Origin of the sequence: Hymenobacter caeli (assembly GCF_013294115.1) — a bacterium.
Lineage (GTDB): Bacteria > Bacteroidota > Bacteroidia > Cytophagales > Hymenobacteraceae > Hymenobacter > Hymenobacter caeli.
In genome coordinates this window covers 187,554-208,756 of the sequence record NZ_JABSNP010000006.1, presented here as the reverse complement: position 1 = coordinate 208,756, position 21,203 = coordinate 187,554, and the positions used below count along the sequence as shown (strand labels likewise).

Here is a 21,203-nt window from a genome sequence, read left to right as displayed (position 1 = left end):
CCTGACGCTTATGTGGGGACACATTGCCCTCTTTATCATCAAGTACCGCGTTTGGCTGCTGAGCCTCATCGGTGTTTCGACTCTGTATATGGCTTGGGTGGCCAAGGACGTGGAGATGACCTACGACTTTGCCCAGGTGGTGAGCCCGAAGGACCCCGACATGGTGTACTTCCAGCAATTCAAAAAAACCTTCGGCGAGGACGGCAACATCCTCGTGCTGGGCATGCAGGACAGCTCGGTGTACGGCCTCAAAAACTTCGCGCAGTACCAGCACCTCACCGACACGCTGGCCAAGGTGCAGGGCGTGAGCGGGGTGCTGGGCATCACGCGCCTCATTCAGATTGAGAAGGATACGGCCGGGGGGCGGTTTGTAACGGCCCCGGTCTTCCAGCGCCGGCCCCGTACGCAGCACGAGCTGGACTCGCTGCTGCGGGTGGTGAACAGCATCGAGTTCTACAAGGGCCAGATTATTGCCCCCCGTTCTGGGGCCACGCTGCTGGCCGTGACCCTCGATCCGGCCTACCTGAACTCCAACCGCCGGCAGGCGGTGATGAACAACATCCTGGGCCACGCCGGGCAGTTTCAGAAGGCCACCGGCATCAAGCTGCACTACGCCGGCCTGCCCTACGTGCGCTCGACGATGACCACGAAGGTGGCCGGTGAGATGAAGTTCTTCGCCCTGCTGGTGCTGCTGGTGATGGGCGTGACGTTGTACCTGTTCTTCCGCACGTGGTCGGCGGTAGTGTTCCCGCTGCTGGTGGTGGCCATCGTCATGGTGTGGTGCATTGCCAGCATCGTGCTGCTGGGCTACAAAATCAACCTGCTCACGGGCCTGATTCCGAGTATTTTGGTGGTGATTGGGGTGCCGAACTGTACCTACCTGCTCTCGCGCTACCACTACGACTACCGCAAATCGGGCAACCAGATTCTGGCCATGACGCGGGTTATTCGCAAAATCGGCCTCATCACGCTGATGAACAACACCACCACGGCCATCGGCTTCGTGGTGTTCACCTTCACCGACATTGCCATTCTGTACCAGTTTGGGATGGTGGCCACGATCAACATTTTCGTGGCTTTCATCATTAGTTTTATCATGATTCCGGCGGTGTTCACCTTCCTGCCGCCGCCCACCGAAAAGCAGCTCGAACACCTCGATTCGAAGCCGCTGATGGGCATCATCAACTTCCTCGATTACATGGTGCTCCACCGCCGCGGCACCGTGTACCTGGCGGCGCTGGGGCTGGTCGTTATTGCCGGGCTGGGCATTCGCAAGATTGAGGCGGTGTCGTTCATGGTCGATGACTTGCCCAAGTCAAGTTCGGTTAATACCGATTTGGATTTTTTCCAGGCCCACTTCAGCGGGGTGATGCCGCTGGAATTTGTGGTGGATACGGGCAAGCCCAACGGCCTGCTCAAGCTACCCAACCTCCAGAAAATCGACCAGTTCGAGAAGTTCCTGCGGGCCCAGCCCGAGCTGTCGCCGCCCATCAGCATCGTCACGTTCATCAAAGCCGCCACCCAGGCGTTCTACAACGGCAGCCCGCAGTTCTACCGCTTGCCCGATAACTCGGATAAAAACTTCGTTCTGAGCTACCTGGCCAACTCCAAAGGCACCGGCGTGGGCACCGACAGCAAGCTCGTGCGCTCGTTTGTGAACAGCAATTCGCAGAGTGCCCGCGTCAGCCTGAAAATTGCCGACATTGGTTCGCACAAGCTCGACACGCTGGTGCAGCGCCGCATCGTGCCGGCCATCGCCCGCATCTTCAAAAGCTCGGGCATGAAGGTGACGCGCACCGGCACAACGGTGATTTTCACGAAGGGCAACGAGTACGTGATTGGCACGCTGCAAGAGAGCCTGCTGTGGGCCTTCGCGCTGGTGGCGCTGGTGGTGCTGCTGCTGTTCCGCTCGTTCCGCACCATCTTCTACGCCCTCACGCCCAACATTGTCACGCTCACGCTCACGGCCGGCATCATGGGCTACATCGGCATTGCGCTCAAGCCCAGCACGGCCCTGATTTACGTGATTGCGCTGGGCATCGACGGCGATAACTCCATTCACCTGCTGGCCAAGTTTCGGCAGGAAATGGCCATGACCGGCCGCACCGTGCGCGAGGCCATCACCAATACGTTGAGCGAGGCCGGTACGAGCATGATTTACACCAGCATCGTGCTGTTTATCGGCTTTAGCATCTTCGCCTTCAGCGAGTTTGGGGGCACCAAGGCCCTGGGCGTGCTCATGGGGGCCTCGCTGCTGATTACCAACTTCTCGAACCTAGTGCTGCTGCCGGCGCTGCTCGTCACCTTCGAGCACGGCAAAAACGAGCAGATGCCGGGCAAGGCTCCCATCCGCCACTACGACGACAGCTACCACGAGGAAGACGACGATATGGACCAGAACCTGCAACGCCTGAGCGTGGAGCGGGCTAAAAAAACGGTTTGAATAGAACATTCAAAAAGAACGTTGTGCGCAAAGGCCGTCATGCAGAGCACAGCATCTTTGCTGGAAGCCCTAACCACGGTTTACTGCCGCGGGAAAGATGCTGCGCTGCGTTCTGCATGACGGCCTTTAGTTTAATAGAAAAGGCTAACAGCCAACCGCTGACAGCTAACAGCTTACCCCAATGAAATACCCTGAATATAAACAGCCGCTCGACTACGCCAAAGTAGGGGAGGACGTGCTGGCCTGGTGGCAGCAAAACCACATTTTTGAGAAGAGCGTGAGCAGCCGCGAAGGCCAGCCCACGTTCGTGTTTTACGAGGGGCCCCCGTCGGCCAACGGGGCCCCCGGCATCCACCACGTGATGGCGCGGGCGGTGAAGGACATCTTCTGCCGCTACCACACCATGCTCGGCAAGCAGGTGCCCCGCAAGGGCGGCTGGGATACCCATGGCCTGCCCATCGAGCTGCAAGTGGAGAAGGAGCTGGGCATTACGAAGGAAGACATCGGCCACAAAATCAGCATCGAGGACTACAACCAGCGCTGCAAGGAAACGGTCATGCGCTTTAAGGCGCAGTGGGACGACCTGACCCAGAAAATGGGCTACTGGGTGGACCTCGACCACCCCTACGTCACCTTCGAGCCCGAATACATCGAGAGCTGCTGGGCCCTGCTCAAGAAGCTCTACGACAAGGGCTTGCTTTACAAAGGATACACCATCCAGCCCTACTCGCCCGCCGCCGGCACCGGCCTCAGCTCGCACGAGCTGAACCAGCCCGGCACCTACAAGGATGTGAAAGACACGACGGTGGTGGCGCAGTTCAAAGTGCAGCACGACGCGGCTTCGGAGAAGCTGTTTACCGCCGCCGGGGCCCCTGATGCCGACGTATTCATCCTGGCCTGGACGACTACGCCCTGGACGCTGCCGGCTAACACTGGCCTAGCAGTGGGTAAGAACATCCCGTACCAACTCATCAGCACGTTCAACCCCTACACATTCGAGCCCATCCACGTGGTGCTGGCTAAGGCCCTAGTGGGTCGGTATTTCAGCGAAAAAGGCGCCGTTGCGCCGATGGAAGAATATGCTGAAAGCGACCATAAGCTCTTGCCGTGGCGCCTTGAAGGCGAGTTTACCGGCGCTGACTTAGTCTGCATTAAATACGACCGTCTATTTGACCTAACGCCCTTTGAAGGGGAGGAAAAGGCGTTCCGAGTTATCAACGCCGACTTTGTGACCACGGAGGACGGCACGGGCATCGTGCACATCTCGCCCACGTTCGGCGCGGACGACTTTCGGGCCGCGCAGCTCAACGGCATTCCTGCGCTGATGTTGCCTGAAAAAGACAACCCAGATAAGTTGGGGCCCATCGTGGACCGGACGGGACGCTACGTGCCGCAGATGGGCGAGTTTGCGGGCCGTTTTGTGAAGAACTACGACAATCAGGACGAAACCGCCGCCGGCTACCGCTCGCTCGACGTGGACCTCAGCATCCGCCTCAAGGAAATGGGCCGCGCCTTTAAGGTGGAGAAGTACGAGCACACCTACCCGCACTGCTGGCGCACCGACAAGCCGGTGCTCTATTACCCGCTTGATTCGTGGTTTATCAAGACCACGGCGGTGAAGGACCGGCTCATCGAGCTCAACAAAACCATCAACTGGAAGCCCGAAAGCACCGGCAGCGGCCGCTTCGGCAACTGGCTGGAGAACCTGGTGGACTGGAACCTCAGCCGCTCGCGCTACTGGGGCACGCCGCTGCCCATCTGGCGCACCCAGGACCGCACCGAGGAAATCTGCATCGGCAGCATCGCCGAGTTGAACGCGGAGATTGACAAGGCCGTGGCGGCCGAAGTCATGACACACAACCCGTATATTTTGGCTGATGGCCAATGGCTATTGGCTGCTGGCGCTTCGCCCAACGAAAAAGCCAACGGCCAACGGCCAACCGCCACCAGCCAAAAAATTGACCTGCACCGGCCCTACGTGGACGATATTTTCCTCGTTTCGCCCAGTGGCCAGCCCATGTACCGCGAGCCGGACCTCATCGACGTGTGGTTCGACTCGGGGGCCGTGCCCTATGCGCAGTGGCACTACCCGATTGAAAACGCCGACGTTTTTGCCAAGAACTTCCCCGCCGATTTCATCGCCGAGGGCGTGGACCAAACCCGCGGCTGGTTCTTCACGCTGCACGCGTTGGCCGTGATGCTGGAAGATTCGGTGGCCTTCAAGAACGTGATTGCCAACGGTCTAGTATTGGATAAGAACGGCGAGAAGATGAGTAAAAGCAAGGGTAATGCCGTGGACCCGTTTGCCACCATCAAGCAGTTTGGGCCCGATGCCACCCGCTGGTACCTCATCGCCAACGCGCCGCCGTGGGACAACCTCAAGTTCGACCCCGCCGGCATTGTGGAGGTGCAGCGCCGCTTCTTCGGCACGCTCTTCAACACGTACTCGTTCTACGCCCTCTACGCCAACCTCGACGGGTTTGGAATTGACGAAAACAACCGCGTGGCGCACGCCGAGCTGAGTGAGCTGGACCGCTGGGTGCTGAGCAAGTTGCAGTCGCTGGTGGGCGAAGTGCGCAACCAGCTAGATACTTACGACCCTACGAAGGCCGCCCGCGCCATCCAGGATTTCGTGACCGACCACCTCTCCAACTGGTACGTGCGCCTCTCGCGCCGCCGCTTCTGGAAGGGCGAGTTGACGACCGACAAGCGCGGGGCCTACGAAACCCTGCACGAGTGCCTGACCACGGTTTCGCAGTTGATGGCGCCCATCGCGCCGTTCTTCGCCGAATGGCTGTACCGCAACCTGAGCAGCGGCCAGGGCCCCGAATCCGTGCACCTCACGCTGCTCGTCGAAGCCGACGCCACCCGCCTCGACGGGGCCCTTGAGGAGCGCATGGAGCTGGCCCAGCGCATCAGCTCGCTGGCGCACTCGTTGCGCAAAAAGTCGGTGCTGAAGGTGCGCCAGCCCTTGCAGCGTATCCTGGTGCCGGTGCTGAACGACTCGACCAAGGAGCAGGTTGGCCTCGTGGAGGACCTGATTTGCGCCGAAATCAACGTGAAGCACATTGAGTTCCTGACCGATGAAAGCGGCGTGCTGGTGAAGTCGGTGAAGCCCAACTTCAAGCGCCTGGGCCAGCAGTACGGGCCCCGGCTGAAGGCTGTAGGGGCCCGGATTCAGGCCATGACGGCGGCCGAAATTTCGCAGCTGGAGAAGGAGGGAAGCCTCGCCGTGGAAGTCAACGGCGAGCCCATCACCCTGGCACCCGACGACGTGGAAATCCGCACCGACGACCTGCCCGGCTGGCTCGTGGCCACCGACGGGCCCCTGACCGTGGCCCTCGACGTGACCCTGACCGACGCGCTGCGCCAGGAAGGCCTCGCCCGCGAACTGGTGAACCGCCTCCAAAACCTGCGCAAAGACTTGGGCCTGGAAGTGCAGGACCGCATCCGCGTGACGCTGGCCGACCAGGAGCCCGCCCTGGCGGCCGCCGTGGCCGCGTTTGGCGACTACATCCGCACCGAAACCCAGGCCCTGGCGCTCGATTTTGCGCCGGAAGTAACGGGTGGCTCGGTGCTCGAATTTGACGACTTCGCGGTACCCGTGCGCCTCGAAATCGCAACTGGCTGAGGTTGAACGACTCGCTGGGGCCCCAAAACCCCAGCGAGTCCAACGCCGCACAAGTGCTCCGTAAGCTCGTCTTTATCCGTCCAAAAGGCCAGTAAATCAGTTATAAAAGGTATAAAAAGTCGATAAGCCGGCTCCCCGTTGCTTCGGCAACTTCCCGGCACGCTGCCATGCAACCAACCCGCACCACCCGCCCTCAAACGGCGCTCAAATTCTTCCTGCTGGCCCTGCTGGTCATCGGCATCGACCAGCTCTCGAAGTGGGCCGTGCACACCTACATGCAACCCGGCATGCCGGGCGAAATTCCACTCCTCGGCCACTGGCTCAAGCTGCACTACACCCTCAATCCGGGCATGGCCTTCGGCGTGGAGCTGCCACCGCCGTATGGCAAAATCCTGCTCAGCGGCTTCCGCCTGCTGGCCGTGGGGGGCCTGAGCTGGTACATCGTGAAGCTGTGCCGTGAGCGGGCCGCCGCGGGCTTCATTGCCTGCATGGCGCTCATCCTGGGCGGGGCCGTGGGCAACCTGGTCGATTCCATTTTCTACGGCCTGCTCTACAAGAACGCTCCCTTTGGGGCCCCCACGCCCTGGTTCCACGGCCAGGTGATTGACATGATTTACGTCGACATCTACGAAGGATTTTTGCCGCAGTCGTGGCCGCTGCTGGGCGGAAAGTACGTGTCGCTGTGGCCCATTTTCAACATCGCCGACTCGTCCATCTTCATCGGCGTCGCGCTGATTCTGCTCAACCAAAGCCGGTTTTTCCAGCAGGAGGAAGCCAGCCCGCAACCCGCGCCCGGCACGGCCGAAGCCCCGGCCGCACACTAACTTCACGTCCCCGGGGCCCCAGCGGCCCCGGGGATTTTTCTTGCCCGCCACCGCGCGTACTGCCGCGCTTTTTCCGCCCCGCCGTTCCCTTGCCTTCGCTGCCCGTGTCCCAACCGCTGCTCACCGTTTCCAACCTCACGCTTGATTTTCTCAGCCACCGCGGCCACACCCGGGCCGTGGATGGCGTGTCGTTTGAGCTGAGCCGGGGCGAAACGGTGGCGATAGTAGGGGAGTCGGGCTCGGGCAAATCGGTCACGTCGCTGGCATTGCTGGGGCTGATTCCGATGCCGCCCGGCCGGCTGGTGGCGGGCTCGGCCGTGTTCCAGTCGGGGGCCCTGGGCGAAGTAGACCTGCTGGCCCTGTCCGAAAAGCAGCTGCAAAAAGTGCGGGGCAACGACATCGGCATGATATTTCAGGAGCCGATGACCTCCCTGAACCCGGTGCTCACTTGCGGGGCCCAGGTGGCCGAGGCCCTGCTGCTGCATACCAAGCTCAGTAAAGCCGAGGCCCGGGAGCGCACCATTGAGCTGTTCGCCGAGGCGCAGCTGCCGCGCCCGGCTGGCATTTTTACTAGCTACCCGCACGAGATTTCCGGGGGCCAGAAGCAGCGCGTGATGATTGCCATGGCCATGGCCTGCCGCCCCGCGCTGCTCATCGCCGACGAGCCCACCACGGCCCTCGACGTGACGGTGCAGGCCCGGATGCTGCGCCTCATCGACGACCTGCGGCGGCAGCACGATACGGCGGTGCTCTTTATCACCCACGACCTGGGGGTGGTGGCCGAAATCGCCGACCGCATTTTGGTCATGTACCGCGGGAAGGTCGTGGAACAGGGCCCCGTGCTGGAAATTTTCGAAAATCCGCAACATCCCTACACAAAAGGCCTTTTGGCGTGCCGTCCGCGCCTGTCGGTGGGCCTGAAACGGCTCCCCGTGGTGGCCGATTTCATGGCTGAAGACGCCAGCGGACTCCTTACCGCACAGCCCGCGCCCGTGGTGGCCTTGGAGAATGAGGCACTTACGGATTCATCGCCCGAAATCGAGGCCCAGCAGTTACGGGATAATTCCGGTACCACCAAAACGTTCCCCGTGGAACATCTACGGACGGGCGTGGAACAACTTAGCGGCACCTCATCCCCCCGGCCCCCTTCTCCCGCGGAGAAAGGGGAGCCAAACGGTGGCAAAGTAGAATCGTTCGTCTCCCCCTTCTCCGCGGGAGAAGGGGGCCGGGGGGATGAGGTACCGCTGTTGCAGGTGGAGAACTTGCAGGTGCATTTCCCGGTGCGCAGCGGCTGGTTCCAGCCCAAGGCCGTGGTGCGGGCCGTGGACGACGTGAGCTTCGCGCTCTACCCCGGCGAAACGGTGGGCCTCGTGGGCGAGTCGGGCTGTGGCAAAACCACGCTGGGCCGGGCCCTGCTCCGCCTCACGGAACCTACCGCGGGCCGCATTCTGTTTGAAGGCACCGACCTGGCCCGGCTGCCGGCCGAGGAGTTGCGCCGCCGTCGGCGCGAGTTCCAGCTGGTGTTTCAGGACCCCTACGCGGCCCTCAACCCGATGCTGACGGTGGGGGAGGCCATCTGGGAGCCCATGCGGGTGCACGGCGTGGGGGGTACCCGGGCCGCGCAAAAGGCGCGGGTGCTGGAGCTGCTGCAAATCGTGGGGCTGCGCGAGGAGCACTTCCTCCGCTACCCGCACGAGTTCAGCGGTGGGCAGCGGCAGCGCATTTGCATCGCGAGGGCCCTGGCCTTGCAGCCCAAGCTGATTGTGTGCGATGAGTCGGTATCGGCGCTCGATGTATCGGTGCAGGCGCAGGTGCTGAACCTGCTCAACGACCTCAAGCGCGAGTTCGGCATCACCTATTTATTCATTACCCACGACCTGTCGGTGGCCCGCTTTATGAGCGACCGGCTGCTGGTGATGCACCAGGGGCGCGTCGTAGAGAGCGGCCCGGCCGCAGCCATCTACGCCCACCCCCAGGATGCCTACACCCAAGGCCTGCTGGCCGCCATTCCCAAAGACAGCCTGGCTGACATCCGGTCGGCAGTGGCCGGGCGGGCGGCTTAATTAATTGTTGGTTGTTTTGCCTGAACGAAGTCGTTCGAATGTCATGCTGAGCGCAGCCGAAGCATCTCTACTGCTTCATATGAGCCGTTCAGAGAAGCGGTAGAGATGCTTCGACAAGCTCAGCATGACGGCCTGATGCCTCCCCAAGTAACTGGCAACGGACACTAGCAGCAGACCACTAATACTCGTCCAACGGCCACTAAAACCCCACGCTCATAACCTCGCGGCCACGGCCGCGTTTCATATACCTACTGCCGGGCCTTGCCCGCCTTATCCGCCCGCCGCCTCGGCTCAATTCACTTATTGGCGGCCTACGTTTTAAATGGAACCAACGAATCCCCCCCGGCCGGCCCGCGCCAAGCGCGAAGAGGCCGCCCCCGCGCCCATCACCCAAGAGTTGGTGCTCCGCGCGTTTACCGACAACCCGGCCAAGGTGCTGGCCTACCGCCAACTCTCGCGCCGCCTGGGCGTGACCACCAAGCAGCAGCGCGAAGAAATCTTCGGCCACCTCAAGAAGCTGCGCCAGCTCGGGGCCATTACGCTGCTCCAGAACGACGAGTACCGTCTGGCCGATGTCTCGGCCGCGCCGGCCGCCGAGAAGTCCGCCAAGGGCCGAAAAATGGCTAAAGCACCGGCTGCCGCGCCGCACGCTCCCCGCGAGTCCGTGGCCGAATTTGGCCAGGACCCCATCGTGCACCGCCGCCGCGAGGCCGGCTTCGACTACGTGGGCGACGACTCGCGGCCCAGCCGCGACGCCAACACCGTCATCGGCACCGTGGATTTGGCTACGGCCAACTTCGCCTTTGTGGTGCCCGAAACGGCGGGCAGCGACGACATCCGCGTGTTCACCGACCAGCTCAAATTTGCTTTGCAGGGCGACGTGGTGCGGGTGCGCCTGCGCGGGGCCCGCGACGGCCGCCCGGTGGGCGACGTGGTGGAAGTGCTGAAGCGGCAGCGCCCCGAAGTGGTGGGCCGCCTGCAGGTGCAGGGTACGCTGGGCTTCGTGAAGCCCGACAACCGCAAGATGTACTTCGACGTGTTCGTGCCGCCGCACGCCCTCGGCGATGCCCGCAACGGCGACAAGGTGCTCGTGCGCCTCACCGAATTTCCGGAAGACGGCCACCGCCAGCCCACGGGCGAGGTGGTGCGCAACTTCGGCCAGGCGGGCGGCAACGAGGCCGAGATTAACGCCATCATGGCCGAGTTCGGGCTGCCGTTCGAGTTCCCGTCGGAGGTGGAGGAAGAGTCGGAAGCCATTGCCGATGCCATTCCCGAGGCGGAAATCGCGCTGCGCCGCGACTTCCGAAACATCACCACTTTCACCATCGACCCGGCCGATGCCAAGGATTTTGACGACGCGCTGTCCATCGAAAAGCTGGAAAACGGCAACTGGGAAATCGGCGTCCACATCGCCGACGTGACCCACTACGTGCGCCTCGGCACCGAGCTGGAGCGCGAGGGCAAGCACCGCGCCACGTCGGTGTACCTCGTGGACCGCGTGATTCCGATGCTGCCCGAGCGGCTGTCCAACGGCCTGTGCTCGCTGCGGCCCAACGAGGACAAGCTGACCTTCTCGGCCGTGTTCGAGCTGGACGAGGCGGGCAAGCTGTACGAGTCGTGGTTTGGCAAAACCATCATTCATTCCGACCGCCGCTTCTCTTACGAGGAAGCCCAGGAGCGGCTCGAAACCGGCGAGGGCGACTACGCCGAGGAGGTGAATATGCTCAATGGCATCGCCAAGAAGCTGCATGCCCAGCGCTTCAAGCAGGGGGCCATCAGCTTCGAAACCCAGGAGGTGAAGTTCCGCCTGGCCCCCGACGGCAAGCCCCTCGGCGTGTTTGTGAAGGAGCGCAAGGACGCGCACAAGCTCATTGAGGAGTTCATGCTGCTGGCCAACCGCAAGGTGGCCGAGTTCGTGTTCAACCTCAAAAAGACCAAGCCGCGCTACACGATGGTGTACCGCACCCACGATGCCCCCGAGCCCGAGCGGCTTCAGAACTTCGCCCTCTTCGCCCAGAAGTTTGGCTACACCCTCAAGCTCGACAACCCTAAAAAGGTGAGCACCGAGATGAACACCCTGAGCGAGGAGGTGATGGGCAAGCCCGAGCAGAACGTGCTGCAAGGGCTGGCCATCCGCACCATGTCGAAGGCCATTTACACCACCGAGCCGTTGGGCCACTTCGGCCTCGCCTTCGCGCACTATTCGCACTTCACCTCGCCCATCCGCCGCTACCCCGACATGATGGCCCACCGCCTGCTGGAGCACTACCTGCTGGGCGGCAAGAACGTGCCCGTGGAGCCCGTGGAAGACGAGTGCAAGCACTCGTCGGCCCGTGAGAAACTGGCGGCCAACGCCGAGCGCGCCAGCATCAAGTTCAAGCAGGTCGAGTTCATGGCCGACGAGGTTGGCAACGTCTTCAAGGGCGTGGTGTCGGGCCTCACGGAGCGCGGCATGTACATCGAGATTGAGTCGAATAAGTGCGAGGGCATGGTGCGCCTGAGCGACATTCCGGGCGACACCTTCGAGCTGGACAAGGACAACTACCGCATCGTGGGCCGCGGCAGCAAGCGCATCATCCAGTTCGGCGACGAGTTGGAGGTGGTGGTGAAGTCGGCCAACCTGCTCGACCGCACCATCGACTTCGCCCTCGTGGATAACCGGCCCGACGACGTGAAGCGCCGCGAAGCCGAGGAGCGCAAGGCCCAGCGGAATGCCCCCCGCGGCTACCGCGAGCACGCGGGCGGCGGCCACAAAGGCGGCTCAAAAGGGGGTTCCAAGGGCGGCAACCGCCGCCGCTAGCCGTCCCCCGGCAACCCCTGAAAAGCCCCGCCGCCCAACCCAGGCGGCGGGGCCTTTCTTTTAGAACGAACTTTGCGAAACCTACTTCTCACCTTGCGAACCCTCGCGCGAAAGAACCCTTGGACCTCCCCGCTCACATCACCGCCGCCCTCGCCCAGCTCCACTACGGCGAGGCCCCCGACACGCTCTACGAGCCCATCCGCTACATCATGGGCCTGGGCGGCAAACGTATCCGGCCGCTGCTCACGCTGCTGGGGGCCCACCTCTTTACCGATGAGCTGGGGCCCGTCACTAAGCCCGCCCTGGCCACCGAGGTATTCCACAACTTTACCCTGCTGCACGACGACCTGATGGACCAGGCCCCGCTGCGCCGCGGCCAGCCCACGGTGCACGAAAAATGGAACCCCAACGTGGCCATCCTCAGCGGCGACGTGATGCTGGTGCGCGCCTACGAGCTGTTCTTCGACGTGGCCCCGGCGTTGCTCCCTACCGTGCTGCGCCGCTTCAGCCAGACGGCCGCCGAGGTGTGCGAGGGCCAGCAGTGGGACATGAACTTTGAAACCGAAGCCCACGTCGGTATCCCGCAGTACTTGGACATGATTCGCCTGAAAACGGCCGTGCTCCTGGGCTTCTGCCTCGAGCTGGGGGCCCGCCTCGCCGGGGCCCCCGACGAAGATGCCGAGCACCTGCGCCAGTTCGGCACCGACATTGGCTTGGCCTTCCAAATACGCGACGACCTGCTCGACGTGTACGGCGACGCCGCCACCTTCGGCAAGCGGGTTGGCGGCGACATCGTATCAGACAAGAAAACCTACCTGCTCCTCACCGCCCAGGCCCAGGCCAGCGCCGCCCAGCGCGCCGTGCTGGCCCGGCACATCGGCCAGCCCGTGGCCGACGCCGCCGCCAAAGTGGCCGCCGTGCGGGCCGTGTACGACGAGCTGAACATTCGCTCTCAAACCGAGGCCCTCATCAACGATTACTTCCAGGATGCCCTTCAGCACCTGGCCCGCGTGGGGGCCCCTGAGGCCCGTAAGTACCCCCTGCACCACCTTGCGCTCCAGCTCATGGACCGCGAAAACTAACCTGCCGTGTTCAACCCCGTTCTCGTTCTTATCGGCCTTACGGTCCTCGTGTCGGCCTACGCTTTCTCCAAACCCGAGTTCATGGAAGCCTGGATTCTGGAGCCCGCCCTCATGGCGCGGCGCGGGCAGTGGTACCGCTTCCTCACGTCGGGCTTCCTCCACGCCGACTGGGGCCATTTGCTCTTCAACATGTTTGCCTTTTACTCGTTTGCGCCCGTGGTGCTGGGGGCCCTGGCGGGCAGCTTTGGGCCCGGAGCCGGGCTGGGCTGGTTCCTACTGCTCTACTTGGGCGGCATCATCGTGTCGGATGTGCCCACCTACCTGCGCCACCGCACCGATGCCCGCTACCGCAGCCTGGGGGCCTCGGGCGGGGTGTCGGCCGTGGTGTTTGCCAGCATCCTGCTGTTCCCGGTGGCCCCGGGCGGCGGGGGCATTATCATCTTCCCCATTCCGTTTCCCATCCAGCCCTTCCTGTTCGGTTTCCTGTACCTGTTTTATTCCTGGTACCAGGGCCGCCGCCGGGGCGACAATATCAACCACGACGCTCACTTCTACGGGGCCCTGTTTGGGGTCGCCGTCATCGTGGCCCTATTGCCGGGTACTGCCCCCCAATTTTTCGTCCAAGTACAACAATTTATTCAATCAAAGTTCTGACTATAAGTTGTTTGAGCATTAAAATGCTAAGAATTTATATCCATTCTTTACTAAGCGCGTAGAAAGGCCGTACTCACCTCTTTCTCTTCGCTAATGAACACCTTTCGACCCAATCTCGCTCGTGTGCGCCTGGCCACGCTGCTGATGCCGCTTCTCTTTTTGGCAACTTCTTGCAGCCGATACAACAACAGCGGCAGCCTGGCCATTTGGGGTTACGTATTGCTTGCCCTCGACGTCCTAGCTTTGCTTGATGTTTTCCGTCAGCCGTGGGACATCGGCAAAAAGATTCTCTGGGCGGCCATCATTTTCTTCTTTCCCTTGGGAGGTCTGATTGTTTATTACCTGTTCGCTGGCCGAGGTAAGTAAGAGCCTCGTGTATTGTACAAAAGCAGAAGGCCGGCCCGTTGTAATGACGGGCCGGCCTTCTGCTTAATTTCCTTTTACGTTTAGGAATTGTCAGCGAAGCGCCTCACTTCAACATGCGCCGCTTCTCCAGGCTGGCAGCGTTGCGTAGCAACTCTCCGGTGTTCGTGATTTCGGTCATTTGCCAATGGTCGCCGCGGTGCAGCATTTTCACTTCCACTACCATTGTTGTGTCGTAGCGGGGCTGGGTGAACTCTAGCCCCACTAACGCCTGCTCGCCTTGCTCCGTGGCGTATTTAATCCCGCTGAACTTGCTATCGGGGCTCACCACTTTACCTGCCAGGCCCAAGATGGATAAGTTGACGGGGCGTTGGGAGGCCGCCGTCTCCAGCGAACCGGTTTCCACGTAGTGCGCTACCTCTTTGCGGGCAGCTTTTGCCAGCGTGGGCTTCAGCAGGCGCAGGGCCCCGCCCATCATCAGTCCCCCGCCCGGTACCAGCGCCCCTACCACGGCACTTTGGCTGCTCATGTTATCAACGAGGTGTGAGGTGACGCTGCTTACGTCTACGAATTTTTCGAAGCTTGCCATGTCGTGGGCCCGCACTGCTGCCACTGCTTGGACCAGGGCCCCGGTTGGCCCGTCCTTTTTGCTTTTTGCGTAGTAGTACGCGCCAGCTCCCAAGGCCAGCACTAAAATCAAAAGGAATAGTTTTCTCATTATTTCAGTAAAAAAATAAGGCCGCGGCGAAATAATGTGCGCATTCTGATGCCAGGCCCAACAATCCAAAATTACTTCCTGCCGACCTCTTTAAACTTCTTTTCTTTCATTTCCCATTGTGTTTACCTCCACTATGAACGGTCCGGAGCCCCCATATAAACGCCCGGAAGTGCATGGCCACCGGGGCTGCCGGGGCCTCCGGCCTGAAAACACATTGCCAGCCTTTCTGCACGCGCTGACTTTGGGGGTTGACGTATTGGAGATGGACGTCGTCATCTCCGCCGACAACCAAGTGGTGGTATCGCACGACCCCTGGCTGGCGGCGCACCTGTGCCGCGACCAGGATGGCCGCCCCATTGCCCCGCCCCACGAACGCCAGCACAACCTGTACCGGCTGCCCTACGCCGCCATCCGGCAGTGCGATTGCGGAAGCCTGCCCGTAGTCGATTTTCCCGAGCAGCAAGCCACGGCAGCTCCCAAGCCGTTGTTGCGCGATGTGCTGGCCGCCGCTGAAGCGGCTCCCCGCGTTGCCGGGCAACGGTCCGTCCGCTACTCCGTCGAAATCAAATGCAGCCCCACCGGCGACGGGCTGTACCATCCGGCTCCGGGCCCTTTTCTCGCGTTGGTGCTGGCCGAACTTTCTGCCGCGGCAGTGCTTGCGCGCACGACGCTGCTCTGCTTCGATGCCAGGGTACTACGGCTGGCCTACGCCCTGGCCGTACCCGGGTTGCGCCTCTGCTTTCTGATTGAGGACGGGCAACTCTGGCCCGCGGCCTTGCGTGAACTTGGGTTCCAACCCGACGTTTTCGGACCCGATTACGAGAGTGTCACTGCCCTTGCCGTTGCCGAGTTACGGCGTTTGTTTCCCGGGGTGGCCTTGGTGCCCTGGACTGTAAACACCCCCGTTGCGATGCAGCAAATGATAGCGGTAGGAGCAGAAGGCATTACCACTGATTACCCCGACCGTTTGATTGCCATGCTGGGTGAAGTGCGCTAATAATGTTACATTTTAAAGTGTAACGCGCACTGTTTGTTACGGTGTCTAGATATGTTACGCAACGCTTATTGCATATCTGTTCACCTGTATTGCTTTGTATCATTGATTCTGCGTAATATTATTTCTACACATTCTTGTTTTCCCCGTTCGCGTATTACATCTTTGTATCCTTAGCTCACGCTTCTTTATCCATGCCACATCAAGGCGAAATCCTGCAAGAAGCCATTAAAAACAGCGGTATTTCCATCACGCGCATTGTGGAGGAGATGGGGATTACGCGGCCTACCATTTATCGTAAATTCAAAGACGAAACAATTGATTATAATTTTGTAAAGCGTGTTGGCGATGTAATAGGCCACGATTTCGCCAATGACTTTACATCATTACAGCAATCATCGCTCTCGTTTGTATCAAATACAACCCGCGTTACAAATAATACCCCTGTTACAAGTCGTGTAACATCCTTGCAAGCCGTTGATAATGATGCCTCAAAGCAATTATTGGCCCTTCAAACCAAGTACATTGCCCTCCTCGAAGCGTACAACGAACTTTTGCTAAAGGTGTATGGCCCCCGGTAACAGAAATGTTCCACGTGAAACATTTCTGTTCAAAATAGTGGTGCTTATCTGAAGTGGGGGTTACAGGAAGACTACTTCCTTAACAACGGTTTCACCAACTTCGGCATTGATGAGTTCGAGCACTTTAGTTTTGGCCATCATCAGTTCGTGCTTTAAAGGGGCCGATGTTAGGCGGACAAAGAGCTTGCCTTGGTAGACGTAAACCTCCTTGGTTTTGAGGGCAACCGGCTTGCCCATCACCCGCTCCCAACTAGCCACCACGGTTACTTCGTTTAGCTTTCCTTGCAGCCGATACGCTTTCACAAGCGCGGCCAAACCGTCCTTTAAATCGATGACGTCGTTGCGGCGGGAAGAAGCGGAAGGACCAGGTTTTTTCACAGGACGGATGAGGTGGGCGAGCGGAATGGACAGCAAAAAATAGGGGGCCGCCGAGCAAAACTCGGTGGTGCGAGGCCATCCACGAAGGTACGGCCACTCCCAATAATCACTACTTTAAAAGAGCCCTACAACTGAATGACGGTGCCTGCCTGCACTGAGAAACGACGAATGGGGGCTTGCACATTAGCCAACGCCCGGTCCGTGCGAGCCAAGTTGGTATCGGTTAGAAAAACCTGCCCAAAGGTGTCGTTGGCCACCAACTCCAACAGGCGGGCAATGCGCTTGTCGTCGAGCCGATCGAAGATGTCGTCAAGCAAAAGCAGGGGCTTGGTCGCCGCCGTGCCCAAGGCGGCGGCGCGAAGGGTCAGGATTTCAAACTGGGCCAGCTTGAGGGCGATGGCGTAAGACTTCTGCTGGCCTTGGGAGGCATAGCCTTTCACTGGCAAACCGTCCAGCAGAAAAACAAAGTCGTCGCGGTGTGCCCCGGCGGTGGTGCGCTGCATAACGAAATCTCGGCGCTCATTCTGTCGGAGCAACTGGCCAAATTCTGTTTCTAATAACTGACTTCTGTAAGTAAGAGAAACGGATTCACGGCCGTCGGCCAGCTGTTGATAATGCTGCTGGAAGAGGGGTGTAAAGCGCTCGATGAATACGGCCCGCTGCTCAGAGAGCTGTTCACCCAGCGGGGCCAGTTGGTCGTCAATGGCCAGCAGGTAGTCGCGGTCAAAACCCTGCGATGGTCGTTCAGCAGCTTGTTTGAGTAAGGCGTTGCGCTGACGCAATAAAGCATTGTACGCAATGAGCACGTCCAGGAAACCGTGGTCAAATTGTGAGAGGAGGCTGTCGAAATATTTGCGGCGCTCCTCGCTGCCTTCCCGGATGAGGTCGGTATCATAGGGCGAAATGAGCACCGCAGGGTAGCGGCCGATGTGGTCGGCCATGCGCTCGTAGGGCTGCTTGTCGTGGGTCAGTACCTTCTTCTGGCCCTGGCGCAGGCTCACCTGGATGGTTTCGGGCGCATCGTCTGCATCGGCCCGAAAATTTCCTTTAACTACAAAAAAATCAGCACCTTGCTTGATACTGTTGCCATCAATTGGCGTAAGAGCGCTCTTGCTGAGCGATAAGTAGTGCACGGCGTCGAGCAGATTGGTTTTGCCGCTGCCATTGTCGCCGATGAAGCAGTTGAGGCCGGGAGTGAATTGCAAAGACGCGGCCTCGTAATTCTTGAAAAAAAGCAATTGCAGCGAGTCTAAGGTCATCGGGTTGTCGGTAGTCCGGGCAGATTTACGTAATTTCGCCCTCCCAACGCGAATAACCTATACGTGCTATGGCGGATACGAAAGTAAAAGAAGCCCCCAAAACCGCGCCCGGCGCGGCTGATGCCAAAGGCAAAGATGCCGCCCAGCAGGTGGCTACGGCCGCCCAGCCCGACGGGTCCATGCCCGGGCCCGACCGCCCGGTAGCCGCCGAAAACGGAGCCGAGCCGCGCGCGCAAGCCGTGGCCAAGGCCGAATTCCCGAAGGCAACCTATCTGCGCTGGTACGAGCAAATGCAGCTCATGCGCAAGTTTGAGGACAAGGCGGGCCAGCTGTACGGGCAGCAGAAAATAAAAGGTTTCTGCCACCTCTACATCGGCCAAGAGGCCTGCGTAGCCGGGGCCGTGTCGGCCCTGGAACCGGGCGACAAGTACATCACCGCCTACCGCGACCACGCCCATCCGCTGGCCCTTGGCACTTCGCCCAACGCGGTGATGGCCGAACTGTACGCCAAGGCCACCGGTTGCTCAAAAGGCAAGGGCGGCTCGATGCACATGTTCGACAAAGAGGTGGGGTTCATGGGCGGCCACGGCATCGTAGGCGGCCAGATTCCGATGGGGGCCGGCATTGCTTTCGCTGAGAAGTACAACAAGACCGGCAAGCTTTGCATTTGCTACATGGGCGACGGCGCGGTGCGCCAGGGGGCCCTGCACGAAGCTTTTAACATGGCCATGCTGTGGAAGCTGCCCGTGATTTTTGTGGTCGAGAACAACGGCTACGCCATGGGCACCTCGGTGCAGCGCTCTTCCAACGTGACGGAGTTGTACAAGCTGGGCCTGGCCTACGACATGCCTTCGGAATCGGTGAACGCTATGCAAATCGAAGACGTGCACCACGCCGTGGCCCGCGCCGCCGAGCGGGCCCGCGGCGGAGAGGGCCCCACGTTCCTGGAGTTTCGCACGTACCGCTACAAGGGCCACTCGATGAGCGACCCGGCCAAGTACCGCACCAAGGAAGAGTTGGAGGAGAAGCGCAACCACGACAGCATCGAAGCCGTGCGCCATACGATTCTGGAAAACCAGATGGCCACCGAAGACGAGCTGAACGCCATCGACGAGCGCATCAAAGGGGAGGTGCAGGCAGCGGTAGATTTCGCCGAAACTTCGCCTTACCCCACGCCCGACGAGCTGTTCAAGGACGTGTACGTGCAGGCCGACTACCCTTACATCCACGACTAATAAGTTGCCGAAGGGCGGGCCCCCGGTCCGCCTATTCCGTCCATTTCAGGATACCATGTCTAAAATCCCGTTCACTGGCAAGAGCCAGCAGGCCCGCCAGGGGCAAGTGCAACAAGCCGTACCCGCCGACCCGCTGGCCCCGGCCGAAAACTACGTCACGGAAAACCCGTTGCTGGAAGACCCCGATGCCTTGGCCGCCCGCTTGGTCGAGTCGGAAGACTTTGTGCGCAACAACCGCAACCTGCTGCTGGGCATTCTAGCGGTGGTGGTGCTGGCCGTGGTGGGGGGCTTTGGGTACTACACGTGGCGCGGGCAGCAAACCCAGAAAGCCCAAACGGCCATGTTCCGGGCCGTGGATTCTTGGGAAGCCGATTCGTTGAAAAAAGCCATGCTGGGCGATGGCAAGGCCCCCGGCCTGGCGACCGTGGCTAATCAGTACGGCAACACCAAAGCCGGCAACCTGGCTAACTTCTACGCCGGCGTGGCGTCGCTGAAAGAAGGCAAGTACAAAGACGCACTGGACTACCTGGAAGATTTTAGCTCGGACGACTACCTGGTGCAAAGCCGGGCGTATTCCTTGATGGGCGATGCGCAGCTGGAACTGAACAAGCCCAAGGAGGCCGCCGACCTGTACGCCAAGGCTGCCGACCACAACGCCAACGAGTACTTCTCGCCCAGCTACTTGCTGAAGGAAGCCACCGCCCGCGAGGTGGCCAAAGACAACGACGGGGCCCTGAAAGCCTACGACCGCATCATCAACGAGTACCCGGCCGCCCAGGAGGTAGCCGAGGCCAAACAACTCAAAGCCCGCCTGGGCCGCTAGGCCGGGGGTTCTGCGGTTTTTAGCAGGTTGATTTTGCGGACATAAGAATAGCGCCTCTCCTGCGTAGGATGGGCGCTATTTTTTTACAGCCAGATGAGCTGCGCATCTGCATCAATCAGCCCCACTTCTCAACGGCAGAAGAGACGCTGTTTACCCAGCTGTGAAATCAATTTAACAATCTGCAAAATCTGCGATTTATGGCAACTTCCCTGCAACACCTGAGCACTTACGACGCATCCAATTTTATCGATATCAGCCAGAAGCGCTTCGGATTGGTGGTGGCCGATTGGAACCGCGAAATCACCGACGTGCTGAGCGCAGGGGCCTACGACACGCTGGTGAAGCACGGGGCCCTGGCCGAGCACATTTTCCGCAATAGCGTGCCCGGCAGCTTCGAGCTCACGCTGGGGGCCCAGTTCCTGGCCCAGCACGAAGAAATCGACGCGGTGATATGCCTGGGCGTGGTCATCCAGGGCGAAACCAAGCACGACGACTACATCTGCCACGCCGTGGCCCAAGGCCTCACGCAGGTGGGGCTAAAATACAACAAGCCGGTAATTTTTGGCCTTGTGACCACCAACACACTGGAACAAGCCCAGGACCGGGCCGGGGGCAAGCACGGCAACAAGGGCGTGGAAGCGGCCGCTGCGGCCATCCAAATGCTGGGCTTCTGAGGAGGTTAGGCAAAAAGGCAACCCGCCCCTTACCTTTGCAGGCCATAGCAACTGGGCAGCAAAAGGAGCCGGCCGCTAAGCTGATTGGCCTTCGACTAAACTATTTGTTGACCGCGGCCGTTGCCTGCCCACTTGCTGCCGTGCTTTTAACGATTCCTTCTATTCGCTTTCAACTACCATGCCCGAAGAGAACGTCCGCTATTCGCGGGAAGACCTAAACGAATTCGACCAGATTATCCAGGAGAAGCTGGTGGGGGCCCGGCGTGAGCTGTCCTTTATCAAGGAGACGCTGACGCGCCGCAACGACTCGGGCACCGACACCACGGCCTCGTCGGCCAAGGTGCTGGAAGACGGGGCGGACACGGCCGAGAAGGAAAGCATGAACCAGTTGGCCTCGCGCCAGATGAAGTTCATCCAGCAGCTGGAAAATGCCCAGGTGCGCATCAAAAACGGTACCTACGGCGTGTGCATTGGCACGGGCAAGCTCATTCCTAAAGAGCGCCTGCGGGCCGTGCCCCACACCCAGCATTCCATCGAAGCCAAGATGGCCCGCCGCGACTAAGCGAAGCGCTGCCCTGCGGTAGTCGGCACTGAATAAAACGGTAATCAGAACGGTTGGCCTCCGCCAACCGGGTAACTCATCTGACCACCGATTATTCAGTGCCGACTGCTTTTTTATTT

Annotated in this window: 17 protein-coding genes; 14 read left to right on the top strand and 3 right to left on the bottom strand. The window is 60.4% G+C overall.

Features of this window, described 5'->3' with window-relative positions:
- The first annotated feature begins 10 nt into the window (after nt 1-10).
- From HNP98_RS08720 to HNP98_RS08685, 8 genes are all read left to right on the top strand, one after another.
- On the top strand, nt 11-2,443 hold the full coding sequence (locus HNP98_RS08720) for an efflux RND transporter permease subunit (protein ID WP_173809668.1): 2,433 nt from the start codon (nt 11-13) through the stop codon (nt 2,441-2,443).
- Between the two features lie 181 nt (nt 2,444-2,624).
- The gene (gene ileS / locus HNP98_RS08715; RefSeq protein WP_173809667.1) at nt 2,625-6,074 is read left to right on the top strand and encodes an isoleucine--tRNA ligase; all 3,450 of its coding nucleotides are present in this window, start codon (nt 2,625-2,627) and stop codon (nt 6,072-6,074) included.
- Between the two features lie 167 nt (nt 6,075-6,241).
- Nucleotides 6,242-6,898 (top strand): lipoprotein signal peptidase, encoded by a 657-nt coding sequence (locus tag HNP98_RS08710; RefSeq protein ID WP_173809666.1) that lies wholly within the window; start codon nt 6,242-6,244, stop codon nt 6,896-6,898.
- Nucleotides 6,899-6,996: 98 nt separating this feature from the next.
- Nucleotides 6,997-8,961: an ABC transporter ATP-binding protein gene (locus tag HNP98_RS08705; RefSeq protein ID WP_173809709.1), complete on the top strand. Its 1,965-nt coding sequence runs from the start codon at nt 6,997-6,999 to the stop codon at nt 8,959-8,961.
- A 322-nt stretch (nt 8,962-9,283) separates the two neighbouring features.
- The gene (gene rnr / locus HNP98_RS08700; protein WP_173809665.1) at nt 9,284-11,761 is read left to right on the top strand and encodes a ribonuclease R; all 2,478 of its coding nucleotides are present in this window, start codon (nt 9,284-9,286) and stop codon (nt 11,759-11,761) included.
- A 119-nt stretch (nt 11,762-11,880) separates the two neighbouring features.
- Nucleotides 11,881-12,843 (top strand): polyprenyl synthetase family protein, encoded by a 963-nt coding sequence (locus HNP98_RS08695; RefSeq protein WP_173809664.1) that lies wholly within the window; start codon nt 11,881-11,883, stop codon nt 12,841-12,843.
- A 6-nt stretch (nt 12,844-12,849) separates the two neighbouring features.
- Nucleotides 12,850-13,497, top strand: a complete 648-nt coding sequence (locus tag HNP98_RS08690; RefSeq protein ID WP_317171073.1) for a rhomboid family intramembrane serine protease — start codon at nt 12,850-12,852, stop codon at nt 13,495-13,497.
- A 93-nt stretch (nt 13,498-13,590) separates the two neighbouring features.
- Nucleotides 13,591-13,863, top strand: a complete 273-nt coding sequence (locus tag HNP98_RS08685) for a PLD nuclease N-terminal domain-containing protein (protein ID WP_173809663.1) — start codon at nt 13,591-13,593, stop codon at nt 13,861-13,863.
- 103 nt (nt 13,864-13,966) lie between these two features.
- Here the strand turns inward: HNP98_RS08685 and HNP98_RS08680 are convergent, their stop codons facing one another.
- Nucleotides 13,967-14,578, bottom strand: a complete 612-nt coding sequence (locus HNP98_RS08680) for a hypothetical protein (protein WP_173809662.1) — start codon at nt 14,576-14,578, stop codon at nt 13,967-13,969.
- 118 nt (nt 14,579-14,696) lie between these two features.
- On the opposite strand from HNP98_RS08680, the gene HNP98_RS08675 reads away from it, so the two are divergent.
- The gene (locus tag HNP98_RS08675; RefSeq protein WP_317171072.1) at nt 14,697-15,575 is read left to right on the top strand and encodes a glycerophosphodiester phosphodiesterase family protein; all 879 of its coding nucleotides are present in this window, start codon (nt 14,697-14,699) and stop codon (nt 15,573-15,575) included.
- A gap of 134 nt (nt 15,576-15,709) precedes the next feature.
- Nucleotides 15,710-16,153, top strand: coding sequence for a transcriptional regulator (locus HNP98_RS08670; protein WP_173809661.1), 444 nt, complete (start codon nt 15,710-15,712; stop codon nt 16,151-16,153).
- Nucleotides 16,154-16,213: 60 nt separating this feature from the next.
- Here HNP98_RS08670 and HNP98_RS08665 read toward each other — a convergent pair whose 3' ends face one another.
- Both HNP98_RS08665 and recF read right to left on the bottom strand, forming a co-directional pair.
- Nucleotides 16,214-16,567, bottom strand: a complete 354-nt coding sequence (locus HNP98_RS08665; RefSeq protein WP_246275045.1) for a DUF721 domain-containing protein — start codon at nt 16,565-16,567, stop codon at nt 16,214-16,216.
- Between the two features lie 89 nt (nt 16,568-16,656).
- Complete coding sequence (gene recF / locus HNP98_RS08660) at nt 16,657-17,790, bottom strand: DNA replication/repair protein RecF (protein WP_173809660.1); 1,134 nt, start codon at nt 17,788-17,790, stop codon at nt 16,657-16,659.
- Between the two features lie 179 nt (nt 17,791-17,969).
- Here recF and pdhA point away from each other — a divergent pair, with 179 nt between their 5' ends.
- The 4 genes from pdhA to HNP98_RS08640 all read left to right on the top strand — a co-directional run bounded on the left by pdhA (nt 17,970) and on the right by HNP98_RS08640 (nt 21,084).
- Nucleotides 17,970-19,025: a pyruvate dehydrogenase (acetyl-transferring) E1 component subunit alpha gene (gene pdhA, locus HNP98_RS08655; protein ID WP_173809705.1), complete on the top strand. Its 1,056-nt coding sequence runs from the start codon at nt 17,970-17,972 to the stop codon at nt 19,023-19,025.
- Nucleotides 19,026-19,080: 55 nt separating this feature from the next.
- Nucleotides 19,081-19,848, top strand: coding sequence for a tetratricopeptide repeat protein (locus HNP98_RS08650; RefSeq protein ID WP_173809659.1), 768 nt, complete (start codon nt 19,081-19,083; stop codon nt 19,846-19,848).
- A 197-nt stretch (nt 19,849-20,045) separates the two neighbouring features.
- Nucleotides 20,046-20,522 carry a 6,7-dimethyl-8-ribityllumazine synthase gene (gene ribH, locus HNP98_RS08645; RefSeq protein ID WP_173809658.1) on the top strand — a complete coding sequence of 159 codons (477 nt, stop codon included), beginning with the start codon at nt 20,046-20,048 and terminating at the stop codon, nt 20,520-20,522.
- A 178-nt stretch (nt 20,523-20,700) separates the two neighbouring features.
- Nucleotides 20,701-21,084, top strand: a complete 384-nt coding sequence (locus HNP98_RS08640) for a TraR/DksA family transcriptional regulator (protein WP_173809657.1) — start codon at nt 20,701-20,703, stop codon at nt 21,082-21,084.
- Nucleotides 21,085-21,203 lie beyond the last annotated feature (119 nt).

Excerpts from the sequence above, each read along its gene's own strand:
- HNP98_RS08720 (WP_173809668.1), top strand. The coding sequence starts at position 11 with ATGTGGGGACACATTGCCCTCTTTATCATCAAGTACCGCGTTTGGCTG.
- ileS (WP_173809667.1), top strand. The coding sequence starts at position 2,625 with ATGAAATACCCTGAATATAAACAGCCGCTCGACTACGCCAAAGTAGGG.
- HNP98_RS08710 (WP_173809666.1), top strand. The coding sequence starts at position 6,242 with ATGCAACCAACCCGCACCACCCGCCCTCAAACGGCGCTCAAATTCTTC.
- rnr (WP_173809665.1), top strand. The coding sequence starts at position 9,284 with ATGGAACCAACGAATCCCCCCCGGCCGGCCCGCGCCAAGCGCGAAGAG.
- HNP98_RS08685 (WP_173809663.1), top strand. The coding sequence starts at position 13,591 with ATGAACACCTTTCGACCCAATCTCGCTCGTGTGCGCCTGGCCACGCTG.
- HNP98_RS08680 (WP_173809662.1), bottom strand. The coding sequence starts at position 14,578 with ATGAGAAAACTATTCCTTTTGATTTTAGTGCTGGCCTTGGGAGCTGGC.
- recF (WP_173809660.1), bottom strand. The coding sequence starts at position 17,790 with ATGACCTTAGACTCGCTGCAATTGCTTTTTTTCAAGAATTACGAGGCC.
- pdhA (WP_173809705.1), top strand. The coding sequence starts at position 17,970 with ATGCCCGGGCCCGACCGCCCGGTAGCCGCCGAAAACGGAGCCGAGCCG.
- HNP98_RS08650 (WP_173809659.1), top strand. The coding sequence starts at position 19,081 with ATGTCTAAAATCCCGTTCACTGGCAAGAGCCAGCAGGCCCGCCAGGGG.
- ribH (WP_173809658.1), top strand. The coding sequence starts at position 20,046 with ATGGCAACTTCCCTGCAACACCTGAGCACTTACGACGCATCCAATTTT.
- HNP98_RS08640 (WP_173809657.1), top strand. The coding sequence starts at position 20,701 with ATGCCCGAAGAGAACGTCCGCTATTCGCGGGAAGACCTAAACGAATTC.